Genomic DNA, 14,745 nt, shown 5'->3' with positions numbered 1-14,745 from the left:
ATGACCGGATCCGTGGCCGAGGTGGCCGACCTGCTCGCCCGGCACCTCGACGAAACCCCGGCGGCGGGGATCACCGCCGAGTCCCGGCTCGAGGACGACCTCGGGCTGAACTCGGCCCAGGTGGTCGATCTGCTCTCGGAACTGGAAGAGCGGTTCGGCTGCGTGGTCGAGGACGAAGACCTCGACACGCTCGAACGCGTCGGCGACCTGGCCGCCATCGTCGACCGGGCCGGCGTCCGGTGAGCGTCGCGCTCGAGGCACCGGCCGATCCCGCGGCCCACGAATGGCGCACCCTCGACGTCGCCTGGCCGCCGGGCGGCGACCTGCGGGTGACCATCCGGGGGACCGGCGCGGGCAACGTGCTCGGCGGCACGTTCTGGACCGAACTGGCCGAGCTGCTGGAGCTCGCCGAGGCCACCGACCGGCCGGGCAGCATCGTCCTGGGCGGTGCCGGCGGCGTCTTCTCCCGCGGCCTCGACCTGCGCTGGTACGTCACCCGGCTGCGCCGGGCCGCCCGGCGCGGCGGGGACGTGCTCGCCGCCGACGCGCGGCGCCTGCAGGACACGATCACCGGCCTGGCCCGCAGCCGCCGCGTGGTGATCGCGGACATCGACGGCGAGTGCACCGGCGCGGCCCTGGAGCTGGTCTGCGCGTGCGACGTCCGCTACGCCTCGGCCCGCACCTGGTTCTCGCTGCCCGAAGCCGAACTGGGGCTGGTCGCCGACCTCGGTGGTCTCCAGCGCCTGCCCCGCCTGCTCGGCGAGGGCATCGTCCGCGAGCTGGTCCTCGGCGGCGGCCGCGTCGGCGCCGCCCGGGCCGAGCGGATCGGCCTGGTCAACGGCGGAACGGCGGAGCTGACGGCGTTCTCGGGTCGCGTGCGCGCCCAGCCCGGCGCCGTGCTCGCGCAACTCAAGCGCGAACTCGACGCACCCCATGAGGACAACCTGGCGACCGGCCTGGACCGGGCGGCCCGCTGGAACACCGAACACGCCCTGAACGGCTTGGCGAGGCGGATGACGGCCCGTCTCGGCGGTCGTTGAACACCCCCACTCGAAGAGGTGACTTCCATGTCCACCGCCCACGACACCCGCATCCGGCTGCGCCCGCCCACGATCGCCGACGCGGCCGCGATCCACGACCTCGTCGTGCGGTCCCCGCCGCTCGACGTCAACTCCCTCTACGCCTACCTCGTCTGGTGCCGCGACTTCGCCGAGACGTCCGTGGTCGCCCTGCACGAAGACCGGCTGGCCGGGTTCGTGACCGGCTACCGGCCGCCACGGGATCCGGACACCTACTTCGCCTGGCAGTCGGCGGTGGATCCCGCGCTGACCCGGCCCGGCCTGGCGTTCGCGATGATGGCCGAGGTGGCCGGCCGGGCCCGCCGCGCCGGCGCCCGCTGGTTCGAAACGACCGTCAACCCCGGCAACCGGGCCGTCATCATGCTGATCCGCAAGCTGGCCCGCCACCACGGCGGCACCCCCGAGGTGTCGACGCTGTTCGAGAGCGCCGACCTCGGCGGCGCGCACGATCCCGAGATCCTCTACCGGTTCCCACTCGCCGAACCGTGGGATTGAGATCCGTGAACGTGGGTAATCGATTACGGACAGTGTCGAAGCCGGTACCGGGGGAGGGTGGCTCATGAGCACCGGGGTGTTGCTGGCGTTCGCCGGGGTGGTCATGGTGGCCTACATCGTGCCCGGCCCGGACTGGGTGGTGGTCCTGCGCGCCTCCGCCAGGGCCCGGCGCTACGGGTTCCTCGCCGCGGCCGGGGTGCAGTGCGGCCTGTGCGTGCACATGGCCGCCGCCGCGCTGGGGGTGTCCACGGCGCTGCTGCACAGCCCGGTCCTGTTCACCATCCTCAAGCTCGTCGGGGCCGCCTACCTGGTGTTCCTCGGCGCCCAGGCGCTGTGGCAGTCGTGGCGGCGCCGACGTGGTGACGACGAAGCCGAACCTCCGCCGGAAGAGCCGGCGGCCGGGCTGACCCCGGTGCGGGTGTTCCGGCAAGCCTTCTTGTCCAACGTCCTCAACCCGAAGGCGGCGCTGTTCTTCGTGAGCGTCCTGCCGCAGTTCCTCGACCCCCAGGGCCCGGCCGCCGCGCAGGTGCTCGTGCTGGGCAGTCTCGACATCGCCCTCGGCCTCCTGTGGTGGGCGCTGTTCGTGCTGCTCACCGCCCGGCTGTCCGGCCTGATGCGCCGCAGCGGCCCGCGCAAGGCCCTCGACCGGGTGACGGGCACCGCGCTCGTCGGCCTCGGGGTCACGCTCGTCGCCACCAGCTGATTTCCGCCTCCAGCGCTCAAGAAGCGGGCGCGGTTCCTGGTTGTTCGCCGTGCATCGAGGGGTAAATCCGTGACCGAGGTCGTCCGCCGCGCGCTGCGGCGCTTCCGCCGCCAGCACGACGTTCCCGGCGTCGTCGTGTGCACCTTCACCGCCGCCGGGCCCGATGTCGCCGTCGCCGACGGCGTGACCAGCGTCGAGACCCAGCACGCGATGACACCGGAGACGGTGTTCCGGATCTATTCGATCACGAAGTTCGTGACCGCCACGATGATCGTGTCCCTCGCCGCCGACGGCGTCCTCGACCTCGACGCGCCCGTCGACGGCTACCTGGGCGGCCTGCGCCGCCGCACCGGAACCGGCAGCGACGGCACCACGCTCCGCCACCTGCTGAGCCATCGGGCCGGGCTGCTCCCGGACGCCGTGCTGCACGACGGGCTGAGCCGCGACCCGGGCGGCCTCGCCGTCGCGGTGCGCCACGACTACGCCCGGACGCCGGTGCTGGCGCGGGCGGGCGAGTTCTACGGTTTCAGCAACCTGGGCGTCAGCTTGGCCGGCCTCGTCGCGCAGGAGGTGACCGGCCTGCCCTTCGCCGACGTCGTCCGGCAGCGGGTGTTCGAGCCGCTCGGCATGGGGCACAGCACCCACGACCCGGCGGTGGCGATGACCTACCCGCTGGCCCAGCACCACCTGCCCGGCGAAACCGGGCTGCGCGTCGACCACGGCGCCAAGGCCGGGGCCAAGCACGAGCCGTCGTCGCTCTGCTATTCGACCGCGCTCGACCTGGCCCGGCTGGGCGCGCACCACCTGCGGGCCCGGACCGAGCTCGGCCAGATGCACCTGCCGCACGCGGACCCGCGGCTGGACGTCGACCTGCGCTACGGCCTCGGCTGCACCCTCTCGCCCGCCGTGCAGGGCATCCGCCAGATCGGGCACGAGGGGTCCTCCGGCGGGATGTGGGCGAAACTCGTCATCGACCCGGCCGCGGGCCGCGGGGTGGTGTGGCTGGACAACCGCGGCGAGGAACTGCGCGAACAGCGCTACCGGACCATCCGCGAGCTGTTCGACGGGCTCGGCCGCACCGACGCGGCCGGCGGTGTCTCCGGGTTCGGTCTCGGTCTCGCCGTCGAGCCGGAAGCCGTGCACGGCGAGTACGTCCGGACCGGGGCGCCCCCGTTGACGGTGGCCGGCCGCGCGGAACTGGAACTGACGGCCGATCGCGATCGCGCCGTGCTGATCCCGCACCAGCGCGCGGTGTGGCGCAGTGCCGACCGCCACGGACCGGGCGCGCCCCCGTGGGGACCGCACGCCGGCACCGACCGGATCGTCCTCGGGGCGACGGCGTGGCGCGACGGCTCCGTGCCGGTCGTGCACCTCAACGGCCTGCCGTACGTGCGGCAGGAATGGCGGAAGCGCTTGCGCTCCCGCACGACGGGTGCCGGGTGAGCGGCCCGGCGGTCAGCCGACGGTGAAGCTCGCCGAGAGCGTGGCCGCCGAGCTGGTCCCGACGTAGACCTCGATCTTGCCCGGCTCGACCCGGAACCGGGCGGTGTTGTCGTAGAAGCCGACGTCGTCCGGGGTGAGGGTGAACGAAACGGTCGTCGACGCGCCCGCGGCCAGGCTCACCCGCCGGAAGCCGCGCAGCCGCCGCACCGGCTGGACGATGCTCGCGACCGGGTCGCGCAGGTAGAGCTGGACGACCTCGTCGCCGGCCCGGCCGCCGGTGTTGGTGACGGTGGCGCTCACCTCGATCCGGCCGCCGTTCGCCGGCAGGCGTGCGCCGGAAAGCCGCAGCCCGTCGACGCGGAACGTGGTGTAGGACAGGCCGTGGCCGAACGCGTAGAGCGGGCTGCTGTCGAGGTCCAGGTACTTCGACGTGTACTTGTTGGCCGGGTCGGCGGGGCGTCCGGTGTTCTCGTGGTTGTAGTAGATCGGGATCTGGCCCACCGCACGCGGGAAGCTCACCGGCAGCTTGCCGCCCGGGTTCACCACGCCGAACAGGACGTCCGCGATCGCGTGGCCGCCCTGCACCCCGGGTGCCCACGCCTCCAGGATGGCGGGGGCGTTCTCGTCCACGGAAGCCAGGGTCAGCGGGCGGCCGTTGACGAGCACGACCACGAAGGGCTTGCCGGTCTCCTTGATCGCGGCGACCAGCTGCTGCTGCACGCCGGGGAGGCCGATGTCGCTGCGCGCCGCCGCTTCGCCGCTCATCGCGGCGGTTTCGCCGACCACCACGACGGTCACGTCGGCGGCGCGTGCCGCCTGCTGCGCGGCGGCGAACCCGCCGGTATCGGTCCCGTCGACGGTGCAGCCGGCGGTGTAGCTCACGGTGGCGCCGGGTACCGCGGCCTTGATCCCGTCGACGACGGTCACCGGCGGCGTCGTCGAGGCCCCGGTGCCCAGGCCCGCCCAGGTGCCGTTGAGGTCGTAGGTCGCCGCGCCGAGCGGCCCGACGACGGCGACCGAACCGGTGGTTTTCGCCAGCGGCAGCACGGGTCCGTCGTTCTTCAGCAGCACCATGCACCGCGCGGCGGCCTGCCGCGACGCGGCCAGCGCGGCCGGCGAAGGCGCTTTCACCTCGGCCGCTTCGTCGACGTACGGGCGCTCGAAGAGGCCGAGCCGGAACTTGACGAGCAGGATCCGGCGGACGGCGTCGTCGATCTGGTCGCGGGTGATCCGGCGTTCGGCGAGCAGCCGTTCGGCGAACCGGGCGTAGTTCGTGCTGACCATCTCCATGTCGACACCGGCCGGAAGGGCGGCCGCCGCGGCGTCCGCGCCGTCACCGGCGAGGCCGTGCAGGATCAGTTCTTCGATGCCGGTGTAGTCGCTCACGACGAACCCGCGGAAACCGTAGGCGCCCTTGAGGACGTCGTGCAGGACGTAGCCGTTGCCGTGGGCGGGCACGCCGCTGATCGTGTTGAAGCTGGCCATGACGGTCGCGACGCCCGCCTCGACACTGGCTTTGAACGGCGGCAGGTAGAGGTTGTGCAGCCGTTGCAGCGAAACGTCCACGGTGTTGTAGTCACGCCCGCCTTCGGCCCCACCGTAGGCGACGAAGTGCTTGGCACAGGCGGCAACCCGGTCCGGCGCGGAGTAGTCGTTCCCCTGGTAGCCGCGCACCTTGGCGACGGCGAACTGCGTCGCCAGATAAGGATCTTCGCCGTACCCTTCGGCGATCCGCCCCCACCGCGGCTCGTGGGTGACGTCCATCATCGGCGCGTAGGTCCAGTGGATGCCGCTGCTGCGGGCTTCCCGGGCCGAAACGGCGGCGTCCGTGCCCGCGACGGCGGGGTCGAAGCTGGCGCCCTGGGCGAGCGGGATCGGGAAGTTGGTGGTGTACCCGTGGATGACGTCGAGGCCGAAGATGAGCGGGATCCCCAGGCGCGTCTTCTCGACGGCAAGGTGTTGCAGGGCATTGAGTTTCGCGGCCCCGACCACGGAGAAGACCCCACCGAGCCGGCCGCCGGCGAGGGCCGCGCGGGCGGCGGTTTCGTCCCCGACGAGCTGCAGCTGCCCGAGCTTTTCGGCGAGCGTCATCTTCTGGAGCAGCGCCTCCACCCGCCGATCCCGCGCGGCGGCCGCTCCGGCGGATTCCCCGGCGGTCTCTCCGGCGGTCTCTCCGGCGGCGGCCGCGGGCGAGAGCAGCCCGAGGGAAGCCACCCCGCCGGCGACGCCGGCCAGCACCAGGCGCCGGTTCACCCCGCTCGCGGCCGAAGTTCCGTGACGATCCTGCTGCGACATGGCGGGGACCCTTTCGCGAGGCGAGCTCCGTTGCCCGGTCAGACCTGGTTCAGCGTAGTCACCGGCGGGCCGGCCGCAGCGTCAGCCGAAAACCGGTTCCCCGGCCACGACGTGCCTCGCTAACCTGACGGCATGCCGACCTACCGCGTCCTGGTCCGTGGCAAGTTCGACCGGCCCACGGAAGCCGTCCGCGCGACACTCCTGGCCAACGCCGGCACGGCGGACTTGGCGGACCTGGTGTTCAGCGAAACGGGAACGCTCGCCTACAGCCGGCACCTGGGCGGCTTCAGCTACCGCGTGGCGCTGGAAGTCGCGGCCGGCGAGGACGCCACGCAGCGAGCCCACGACCAGGCCGAGCTGATGGCGATGGAGCTGCTCGAGGGCGAGAACTACCCGTACCGGGATCTGACGGTCAGCTCGACCTGCATGGACGACGTGAAGGTCAACCGCCGCTGAGCCTGGGTAAACGGTTCAGCTGGACCTTGTTCCCCGGTTGTCGCCCTCGTAGATCTCCGCTTTCAGGATCGTGCGCCGGGGTACGGCGTAACCACGGTGCATCTTGACGAGGAAGTCGACGACACCCACCGCCAGGCGGTGGGTGTCCTGAACGACGGTCGCCCGGAACGGGCAGTCCGCGGTGTCGATCAGCGTTCTGGCTTCCAGCACGCCGTCGACGCCGATCACGACCGTGGCCTGGGTCGCCGCGGACGCGGTTGCCGCGATGGCGTCGACCGCGCCCAGGGCCATCTCGTCGTTGGTGCAGAAGATCGCGTCGAGGCGCTGCCCGGGTGCCAGGTTCCGGACGTGGGTCCGGACCGCGTTGTGCGCCCGTGAGCGCACGAACCCGCATCGATCGTCGGTGATGATTTCGACGTCGGGCAGGCCGGAGCGCAACGCCTTTTCGCAGCGTTGCTGCCGGCTGTCGTGTTCGAGACTGGCGATGATGAGCACCCGCGGCCCGGTTCGTCCGCGCAGCTGCTTGACCAGCCAATCGCCGGCCAGTTCGCCGAGTTCGCCCGTGTCGTAGCCGATGAACGCGGTGTTGTCGGGGTACTCCGACTCGGTCGGGAACGGCTCGAGGTCGGAAAACACGACCGGCAGCCGCGACTCCCGGCAGAACGTCACGAGGTCCTCGCGCAGCCTCGACACCTCTCCGGCGACCACGATGCCCCCGACGTAGGCGTGCTTCCGGTTCAGGATGCGGCGCAGGTGATGAGCTTGCGCGCCCGCGTCGTAGTCCCGGTCCGGTACCTTGAGCACGAGGTCGATGTCGTCCCGGTCGAGGGCGCTGTGCACCTGCTGCACCAGTGCCGCCACGTAGTACTTCTGCTCGAACGCCGACGTCAGCAGAAAAGCCGTGCCGGGCCTTTTCCCCGGCCTCATCGCGAACACGGCCCAGAAAACGATCGCGACGACGGCGGAAACCAGCGCGGACCACAAGATCGTGACTCCCGCGGAAATACCCCCTTGCAGGACTTTCGCCAGAACGGCCACAATGCCGCCGCTCACGACGGAAGTGGTCACCGCGAACAGCGCGGGAGTCTTGTCCCGGTTCAGCCAAGCCATCCAGGCACCCTCCCAGCGGTGTCGCCCGCGGGCAATCCTACTGGCGCCCGCGGCCGCTCATGCCAGGCCGAAATCGCGGCAGGGACAGCCGGAATGGTCACCGGCCCGGCGCGGTGGGGTACGCACGCCAGGCCGGGAGCTTGATCACGCCGGGACGAGCTGCCACTGTTGGTTGGCGCCGGTGCCGGCCGTGAGCGGGTTGCCGCTGTTGCGGTTGACGATGCGGTAGTTCGTGTCCGCCACGGCGAGCGCCGCGGTGGCCGTCGCCGTCCACCTGGTGAAGCGGCGACGCCACGCGGGCCGAGTTCGCTGCCTCATGACGCGGCTCCCGCGGCGTGCCGGGCGCTTCGTGACGCCCGACCGGAGGCCGCGCGTCTTTCGGTCCGAGTCGTCGCTCGCCTGCTGTTAGCGTTAACCGAATGGCCGTACGCGCGGCCTCGCCGTCACGGCCGGACGGCCGCGGTGATCGCCGCGGTGACGGCGGTGACCGCCGGCGTGGCGGCACCCGGGAGCCGGGCCACGAGCACCCGGCGGACCTCCGGTGGTGCGCCTTCCACCCGCAGGGAGATCACGCCGGGCGGGATGACCGGCGCCAGGCCGTCCGGGATCGTGGTGACCCCGAAACCTCCGGCGACCAAGTGCAGTTTGGTCAGCCAGCCGCGGGCGCTGTGGACGACGCGCGCTCGCCCGGGCAGGCCCGGCCAGACGCCGAGCAGGGGCTCCGCGCTCGACGACGGGGTGGCGATCCAGGGTGCGTCGACCAGTTCGTCGACGTGCACGGCCGCGCGGCCCGCGAACGCGCCGGTGGCCGGCGCCGCCACCAGGAGTTCGGAGTCCCGGACGGTCGTGACGTGCAGGCGGGGTGCCTCGCCGTCCGGCGGCCGGTGCGGTGGCCGGGAGGTGAGCACGGCGAGGTCGAGCGAACCGGTGCGCAACGCCCGGGCCAAGCCGGGCGTGGTGCCTTCGCGGGTGGTGACCCGGATTCCGGGCGCGGTCCCGGCGAGCCGGGCGAGCGCGGCGGGCAGGAGCACCGGCCCGGCGCTCGGGACGAGCCCGAGCCGCACGACTTCCGTGCGGGGAGCCGCCCCGATCAGCTCGCGTTCGGCCGCGTCGACCGACTCCAGGATCGCTCGCGCGTGGCGCAGCAGGGTGAGTCCGGGCCGGGTGAGCCGGACCCCGTCGGGCCGCCGCTCGAACAGGGTGACCCCGGCGCCGCGTTCCAGGGCGGCCGCCTGGCGGGAGACCGCGGACTGCGTGTAGCCCAATGCCGCGGCGGCCGCGGTGAAGCTGCCCGACTCGGCGATCCGGCAAAGCACCCGGAGGCTCGTGCTCGACACGTCCATGCCTACTACGCATAGCAGAGATGCGTGATCGGCGCTTCCCGCATGCCCCGGGCCGTCCTAGCTTGGCGGACGACGACAGAAGGGTTTTTCCATGCGTGCAGCGACATTGACCGCGTTCGGCGCCCCGCTCGAGGTGGGCGACGTACCCGACCCGGAAGCCGGCACCGGGGAGGTGCTGGTCGAGGTGCTGGCCACCTGCGTGCCCCCGTACGCGGCCGAAGTGTTCAGCGGGGAACGGCGCTATCCGCTGGAACCCCCGGTCGTGCCGGGGGTCGGCGGGATCGGCCGGCTGGTGCGCGTGGGCCCGGACGCGACCAAGCTCGAGGTGGGCGACCTGGTGTGGTGCGATTCGACGGTGCGCGCCCGCGACGACGCCCTGACCCCGGACATCACGCTGCAGGGCTGGAGTTCCCGCGGTGAAGGCGGCGCCCGGCTGGCCCGGTACCTGCACGACGGGTCGTTCGCCGAACTGATGCGGGTCCCCACCGAGAACGTGTACCCCCTGCCCGCCGGCGCGGCGGCGGATCCCGCCCGCTGGTCCGCGCTGGGGGTGCACACCATTCCCTACGGCGGGCTGCTGGCCGGCCGGCTCGCGGCCGGGGAGACGGTGCTGATCAGCGGGGCGACCGGCAACCTCGGCAGCAGTGCGGTCGCCGTCGCGCTCGCCATGGGCGCCGGGCACGTGGTGGCGCCCGGCCGCAACCGGGCCGCCCTCGACCTGCTCGCCGGCCGGTTCGGCCCGCGGCTGAGCCCGGTCGGGCTCAGCGGGGACGAGGACGCAGACCGCGCGGCCACGGCCGCGGCCGCCGGCGGCCCGATCGACCTCGTGCTCGACCTCCTCCCGCCGCAGGCACCCAGCTCGGTGACGCGTGCCGCCGCCATGACCGTGCGCGAGTACGGGCGGGTCGTGCTGATGGGTGGCGTCGGCATGCTCGGCGGCGCGGACCTCGCCCTGCCCTACCCCTGGCTCATGCGCAACTCGGTGACCGTGCGCGGCCAGTGGATGTACCCCCGCACGGCGAACGCCGGGATGATCCGGCTCGTCGCGACGGGCGCACTGGACCTCGCTCCCGAACGCGTCACCCGGTTCGGCCTCGACCGGGCCGGCGACGCGGTGGCCCACGCGGCCGCCCACGGCGGGCCCTTCGACCGCACGGTCCTCACCCCGGGGGCCTGACTCAAGCGGCGGAGGCGCTGGGCTCGACCCGGTGGGCGGCCACGTAGTGCGCGGTACCGATGGCTCCGGCGACGGCCAGGACGAAGCCCACCGCGGCCGCGGCGGTGAAGCCGTCGCGGACGCGGTCGTCCAGCACCACCACGCCGATGAGCGAGGAGACCGCCGTGTTGGTGGTGAACATGATGGCGGTGACGGCGGTCGCCCGGCCGCGTTGCAGGGCCATCGCGAACGCCACCGCCGCGACGAGCCCGTTGGCGATCATCGCCCACAGCGCCGGCTCGACGGCGAGGTGCCAGACCGGCCCGGACGTGTCGAGCGTCCGCGCCGAGATCCCGACGACGCTGAAGCCCAGCCCGCCGCAGAACCCGAGCACGATCGGCGACCAGCGGCCGTCCCGGCGCTGGACGGTGAACGCGATCGCCGCGATCACCACCGCCACGCCCACCAGCAGCAGCTTCCAGCCGGCCGGCAGCGCCCGCGCGGGGCCCGGGTCCGCGGACAGGCCGAGCAGGACCAGGCCGGTCGCGCCGACCCCCAGCGCGGCCCACCCGGCGCCGGCCAGCCGGACGCCGAGGATCGCGGAGATCGTCGCGGTCACGCCGACGCTGAACGCGAGCACCGACTGGACCAGGAACAGCGGCAGCCGGTGCAGCGCGGCGGCGGCGAAGACGAACCCGAGCAGGTCCACCCCCACCCCGAGGAAGTAGAGCGGCTGCCGGCGCAGCGCGACGAGGTCCTGAGGCGAGCCACCGAAGGCACCGGCCCGCCGCACCCCGGCCGACTCCAGGATGGAGCCACTACCCGAGGCGACGGCGGCCAGCACCGCGAGGACGTATCCGAGGAGCACGGCCTGAGTGTGCCAGCCGCCGGTGACCGGCCAGGCCGGAGTCCCCGCCCGGGTCCTCGGTGATCGAGCCCGGGCACGCGTCCCGGGTGCGTCGGCACCTCCGGATCGGCAAGCCGGGGTGCCCGAGCTGGTGACCACCAGCGGCGCGGCGACCCGGGAGTGACGGGCGGCCGGATTCGAACCAGCGTGTCCCCCTTGTCGAGGAGACGCGGCTGCCCTGCGCTACGACCGGTCCCTACCGGCGGAGACCGGCCGCCGGAAGCCGCCGGTCCGGGGCTCGAGCAGTTCGGCCAGCCGCAGCGGGGTGCGGTCCTCGGACATCGGGCCGATGAGCTGGACCCCGACCGGCAGGCCCTCGGCGGACCGGCCCGCGGGGACGGCGGTGGCGGGCAGGCCGGGCATGGTGGCCAGGCCGGCCCAGACGAGCTGGTCGAAGTACGGGTACTCGACGCCGTCGATGTCGATGCGCCGGTCCAGCGGAGTGGCGGTGTGGTCGTGCGGGAACGCGGGCGTCGGCGTGATCGGGCACACCACGGCGTCGAACTCGGCGAACAGCTGCCGCCAGCCGTGGCGGTGGATCTCGCGGCGGTGGTTCGCCTGGAGCCAGTCTCGGTGGCTGAACAGCAGGGCACGCAGCCGCACGGCCTCGAGACTCTCGTCGTCCGGGCTCAGCCCGGCGACGCGGGTCCGCAGCTGCTCGTCCGATTCGAGGGGAAACCGCGCCACGGACCCGGAAATCAGCAACTGCATGTAGAGCGTCGCGGCTTCGGTCAGGTCGGGCAGCAGCGGACTGTGCCGGGCGACGCGGGCGCCGCCGTCGGCGAGCGCGTCGGCGACCCGGTGCACGCCCGCCCGCACGGCGGAGCCGGTCGCGATGAGCGGGTGCTCGTCGAGGACCAGGACCCGGAAGTCGCTCAGCCGCTCGTGGCGAGCGGGCGGGAGGGCCAGCCGGTGCGCCACGCCGTGCGTCAGCGGGTCCGGCCCGGCCATGACGTCGAGCAGGAGCGTGAGGTCCCGGGCGCTGCGCGCCATCGGCCCGACGACGGCGAGGTCGAGGCCGACCGGCAAGGCCGGCTCGGACGGCGCGACCATGCCGCGGCTGGCGACCAGCCCCAGTGTCGGCTTGTGCGCGTAGACGCCGCAGAAGTGCGCGGGGGTGCGCAGCGAGCCGGCGATGTCGGAGCCGATGGACAGCGCGCCGAACCCGGACGCCAGCGCCGCCGCCGACCCGCCGGAGGAGCCGCCCGACGTGCGGGCGGGGTCCCACGGGTTGGTGGTGGTGCCGTAGATCTCGTTGAAGCTCTGGATGTCCTGCAGCCCCAAGGGAACATTGGTCTTGCCGAGCACGACGGCACCGGCTTCTTTGAGCCGTGACACCTGAACGGCGTCCTCGGCGGGCAGGAAGTCCCGATGCGGCGGCATGCCCCAGGTCGTGGGCAGCCCGGCGACGTCGTAGCACTCTTTGACCGTCACCGGAACACCGAGCAGCGCCCGCTCTTCACCACGTGCTCGTGCTTGATCGGCCCGTAGAGCGGCGGCCCGCGCCCGGTCGAAGTCGGGTACGCAGACCGCGTTGGTCACGTCGTCGTCGCGCTCGATCCGGGCGATCGCCTCATCGGTCAGTTCCACGGACGACACGGCACCGGACCGCAACGCGGCAATGAGTTCTTCGGCTGTCTTGAAGCTCCATTCCATGAATCCGAAGCTAGCGGCATGTCCTGGTGGGCACGAAATTCGAGTTGGTGCAACAAAAAATCGCGTGCGCAGGCCATGAAACGCCGCATCGTGCAACGGGACGCATGTCTCAATAGACGGGCTGGACGGCGAACGGCCGGTACCCGGCCACGGCGGGCAGGTCGAAGTGCTCGAACCGGCCGGACCGGATGTCCCAGCGCACCAGCCGGCTCGTGCCGCCGCGCTCGTGGGTGAACACCAGCGTCGTGGGCGTCTCCCAGAACGGGGCCGAAGGGATCGCCGTGCTGAGGTTGCAGCCTTCCGGCAACGGGTGTTCTTCCGGTTCGCCGTCGTCGAGGAGCCAGACCGAGGGCGGCGCGTACTGGAACGCGTACAGCAGTTCGCCGCCCGGGGCGAGCTCGTACTGCCGGTCGGCCGGCACCGGGGTCCGGGTGCCGTCCGGGCGGTGGTGGAAGACGCCGTCGGGGCCGCGTTCCAGCGCCGCGCCCGAAAGCGGGTCGATCTGCCAGAGGCCGGGCGCGAGCGGTTCCGGGTCGGCACCCGGGCGCCAGCGGAACGTCCGGCTGCCGACGTGGAAGCCGTCGGTGTAGAACAGGGCGCCGTCGATGACGGCCAGCGCGCGGCGCGTCAGCTCGTCGGTCCGGGCCAGGCTCGCGACCTCGCCGGTGGTGACGTCCAGCAGGTGCGGCCGGTCCCACGACCGGCGCCCGACGTGGTGTTCGACCCCGGCGAGGAACCGTCCGTCGGCACTGCGGACCGGGTGGGTGCCGAGGTCGGCGGGCAGCCGCTCGGCGGTGCCGTCCCACCGCACCAGCATCCCCGGGCCACTCGACGTGGCCACCGCGATCCCCACCGGCGTCTCGTGCGCGCGGTAGCGGTGCTGGTCGGGGACCCGGCCGAGCACGACCGGTTCGCCCGCCCGCCACACGATGACCTCGCCGTTGCCCCCGACGACGCCGGCCCGCGGCGGCGCCCCCGGGATCGTGGCCGGGTGCTGCGACCGCGACGGCACCACCGCCGGCACGGGCACCGACACCGGCTGCGGCTGCCGCCGCCGCGGCAGCGCCGCGATGCCCTCGCCGACCCGCTGCACCAGGTGGTCCGACACGGCGTAGGCGAGCAAGGCGGGAACCTCGCCCGGCGCGACGAGCAGCCGCTCGGCGAGGTCGCCGGCCGGCGCCGGGTCACCCCACGCGGCGACGCTGGTGAGATCCGCCGCGGCCCAGGTGTACCGGGCACTCGCGGCCGCCCGTTCCACTTGTACCGCAAGGGGTTCCGGCAGGAAGACGCGGTCGGCCGCGAGCGGCGGGTGTTCGGCGAGCCGGTACCCGTCGCCGTCGGTGACGAGCACCCCGGCGGCGACGAGGAGCGCGACCGCGTCCCGGTGGGACACCGGCGGCTCGACACCGAGCTGCGCGCAGATCGCCGCGTCCGGCGGATCGCCGGGCAGCGGCTCGTCGAGCCAGGAGTCCGGCCGGGGCGGGCCGAACCCGGCGGCGGTCCACGCGGCCGACATCACGGGATAGCCGAGCACCTGCTGCCATCCCGCATCGGGTGCGAAGAGCGCCGGCCGCGTCCGCCGCACCCAGCGGGGCAAGCCGGGGTCCGCGGACGGCCAGAACTGCACCAGCCAGACGTCGCCCTCCTCCTCTTCCGCAGCCGCGCGGCGGGCGATTCGTACCTGGAACAGCCCCCGCCGGCCGAGCTCCAGCGTCCCGTCGTACTCGCCGCCGGTGAGCAGCCCGAGGGCAACCCGCCCGCTGCGGCTGTGGAACGGCGACTCGACGACGTCCTCCCAGTCTTCGAACACGACCTCCGGCGGCGTGTCGTGGGCCTCGAGCCGGACCGACTGGAACGGGTCGCCGGCGTGGCCGTGCACCCACCCGTCCCCGGCCGTCGCGACCGTGCCGGACAGAGCCTCGGTCGCCAGCTCGCCGAGCAGCTCGTTTTCCAGTGGCGCCAACCCGTCCGCGCTGAAGCGGTCGCGGACCACCAGCGTCCCGTACTCCGGCAGGTACTCGTCGTCTTCCAAGATCCCCAGCAACGTCACCCTCCGACCGTAGCGAACTTCCGCGGCCAGGCCACGCGCCGGCGAGCGCCGG

At 73.1% G+C, this 14,745-nt stretch carries 14 protein-coding genes; 7 read left to right on the top strand and 7 right to left on the bottom strand.

The features are described 5' to 3' along the window. From C2L58_RS49370 to C2L58_RS25070, 5 genes are all read left to right on the top strand, one after another. On the top strand, positions 1-243 hold the full coding sequence (locus C2L58_RS49370; protein ID WP_103340054.1) for an acyl carrier protein: 243 nt from the start codon (positions 1-3) through the stop codon (positions 241-243). Beyond that, positions 240-1,040: an enoyl-CoA hydratase-related protein gene (locus C2L58_RS25085; RefSeq protein ID WP_158264172.1), complete on the top strand. Its 801-nt coding sequence runs from the start codon at positions 240-242 to the stop codon at positions 1,038-1,040. The genes C2L58_RS49370 and C2L58_RS25085 overlap by 4 nt, the downstream gene beginning before the upstream one ends. 27 nt (positions 1,041-1,067) lie before the next feature. Then, positions 1,068-1,574, top strand: a complete 507-nt coding sequence (gene ectA, locus C2L58_RS25080; protein ID WP_103340053.1) for a diaminobutyrate acetyltransferase — start codon at positions 1,068-1,070, stop codon at positions 1,572-1,574. A gap of 64 nt (positions 1,575-1,638) precedes the next feature. Next, positions 1,639-2,277 carry a LysE family translocator gene (locus C2L58_RS25075; protein WP_103340052.1) on the top strand — a complete coding sequence of 213 codons (639 nt, stop codon included), beginning with the start codon at positions 1,639-1,641 and terminating at the stop codon, positions 2,275-2,277. Between the two features lie 69 nt (positions 2,278-2,346). Further along, positions 2,347-3,720 (top strand): serine hydrolase domain-containing protein, encoded by a 1,374-nt coding sequence (locus tag C2L58_RS25070; protein ID WP_158264171.1) that lies wholly within the window; start codon positions 2,347-2,349, stop codon positions 3,718-3,720. Positions 3,721-3,732: 12 nt separating this feature from the next. Here C2L58_RS25070 and C2L58_RS25065 read toward each other — a convergent pair whose 3' ends face one another. Then, entirely contained in the window at positions 3,733-6,015 is a 2,283-nt protein-coding gene (locus C2L58_RS25065) for a glycoside hydrolase family 3 N-terminal domain-containing protein (protein ID WP_233225914.1), read from the bottom strand. A gap of 132 nt (positions 6,016-6,147) precedes the next feature. Here C2L58_RS25065 and C2L58_RS25060 point away from each other — a divergent pair, with 132 nt between their 5' ends. Beyond that, entirely contained in the window at positions 6,148-6,471 is a 324-nt protein-coding gene (locus tag C2L58_RS25060; protein ID WP_103340049.1) for a DUF6204 family protein, read from the top strand. 15 nt (positions 6,472-6,486) lie between these two features. Here the strand turns inward: C2L58_RS25060 and C2L58_RS25055 are convergent, their stop codons facing one another. The 3 genes from C2L58_RS25055 to C2L58_RS25050 all read right to left on the bottom strand — a co-directional run bounded on the left by C2L58_RS25055 (position 6,487) and on the right by C2L58_RS25050 (position 8,924). Next, entirely contained in the window at positions 6,487-7,581 is a 1,095-nt protein-coding gene (locus C2L58_RS25055; protein WP_103340048.1) for a sugar ABC transporter substrate-binding protein, read from the bottom strand. Between the two features lie 144 nt (positions 7,582-7,725). Beyond that, positions 7,726-7,899: a hypothetical protein gene (locus tag C2L58_RS49365; protein ID WP_158264170.1), complete on the bottom strand. Its 174-nt coding sequence runs from the start codon at positions 7,897-7,899 to the stop codon at positions 7,726-7,728. Between the two features lie 125 nt (positions 7,900-8,024). After that, positions 8,025-8,924 (bottom strand): LysR family transcriptional regulator, encoded by a 900-nt coding sequence (locus C2L58_RS25050; RefSeq protein WP_199191424.1) that lies wholly within the window; start codon positions 8,922-8,924, stop codon positions 8,025-8,027. Between the two features lie 91 nt (positions 8,925-9,015). Here C2L58_RS25050 and C2L58_RS25045 point away from each other — a divergent pair, with 91 nt between their 5' ends. Next, entirely contained in the window at positions 9,016-10,101 is a 1,086-nt protein-coding gene (locus tag C2L58_RS25045; RefSeq protein WP_199191423.1) for an alcohol dehydrogenase catalytic domain-containing protein, read from the top strand. A gap of 1 nt (position 10,102) precedes the next feature. On the opposite strand, the gene C2L58_RS25040 is transcribed toward C2L58_RS25045, so the two are convergent. From C2L58_RS25040 to C2L58_RS25030, 3 genes are all read right to left on the bottom strand, one after another. Further along, a complete protein-coding gene (locus C2L58_RS25040; protein WP_103340046.1) occupies positions 10,103-10,948 on the bottom strand; it encodes a hypothetical protein in 846 nt (281 codons plus the stop codon). Positions 10,949-11,170: 222 nt separating this feature from the next. Beyond that, a complete protein-coding gene (locus C2L58_RS25035) occupies positions 11,171-12,643 on the bottom strand; it encodes an amidase (RefSeq protein WP_103340045.1) in 1,473 nt (490 codons plus the stop codon). A 109-nt stretch (positions 12,644-12,752) separates the two neighbouring features. Next, positions 12,753-14,693, bottom strand: coding sequence for a hypothetical protein (locus tag C2L58_RS25030; protein ID WP_103340044.1), 1,941 nt, complete (start codon positions 14,691-14,693; stop codon positions 12,753-12,755). Between the last annotated feature and the right edge of the window lie 52 nt (positions 14,694-14,745).

The organism is Amycolatopsis sp. CA-126428, from assembly GCF_002904335.1.
Taxonomy (GTDB): Bacteria; Actinomycetota; Actinomycetes; order Mycobacteriales; family Pseudonocardiaceae; genus Amycolatopsis.
Note: the sequence above shows the minus strand (reverse complement) of the source record. Positions and strands in the feature narration are given on the sequence as shown.

Coding starts and splice junctions, on each gene's coding strand:
- C2L58_RS49370 (WP_103340054.1), top strand. CDS start 1: ATGACCGGATCCGTGGCCGAGGTGGCCGACCTGCTCGCCCGGCACCTC.
- ectA (WP_103340053.1), top strand. CDS start 1,068: ATGTCCACCGCCCACGACACCCGCATCCGGCTGCGCCCGCCCACGATC.
- C2L58_RS25075 (WP_103340052.1), top strand. CDS start 1,639: ATGAGCACCGGGGTGTTGCTGGCGTTCGCCGGGGTGGTCATGGTGGCC.
- C2L58_RS25065 (WP_233225914.1), bottom strand. CDS start 6,015: ATGTCGCAGCAGGATCGTCACGGAACTTCGGCCGCGAGCGGGGTGAAC.
- C2L58_RS25060 (WP_103340049.1), top strand. CDS start 6,148: ATGCCGACCTACCGCGTCCTGGTCCGTGGCAAGTTCGACCGGCCCACG.
- C2L58_RS25055 (WP_103340048.1), bottom strand. CDS start 7,581: ATGGCTTGGCTGAACCGGGACAAGACTCCCGCGCTGTTCGCGGTGACC.
- C2L58_RS49365 (WP_158264170.1), bottom strand. CDS start 7,899: ATGAGGCAGCGAACTCGGCCCGCGTGGCGTCGCCGCTTCACCAGGTGG.
- C2L58_RS25050 (WP_199191424.1), bottom strand. CDS start 8,924: ATGGACGTGTCGAGCACGAGCCTCCGGGTGCTTTGCCGGATCGCCGAG.
- C2L58_RS25045 (WP_199191423.1), top strand. CDS start 9,016: ATGCGTGCAGCGACATTGACCGCGTTCGGCGCCCCGCTCGAGGTGGGC.
- C2L58_RS25035 (WP_103340045.1), bottom strand. CDS start 12,643: ATGGAATGGAGCTTCAAGACAGCCGAAGAACTCATTGCCGCGTTGCGG.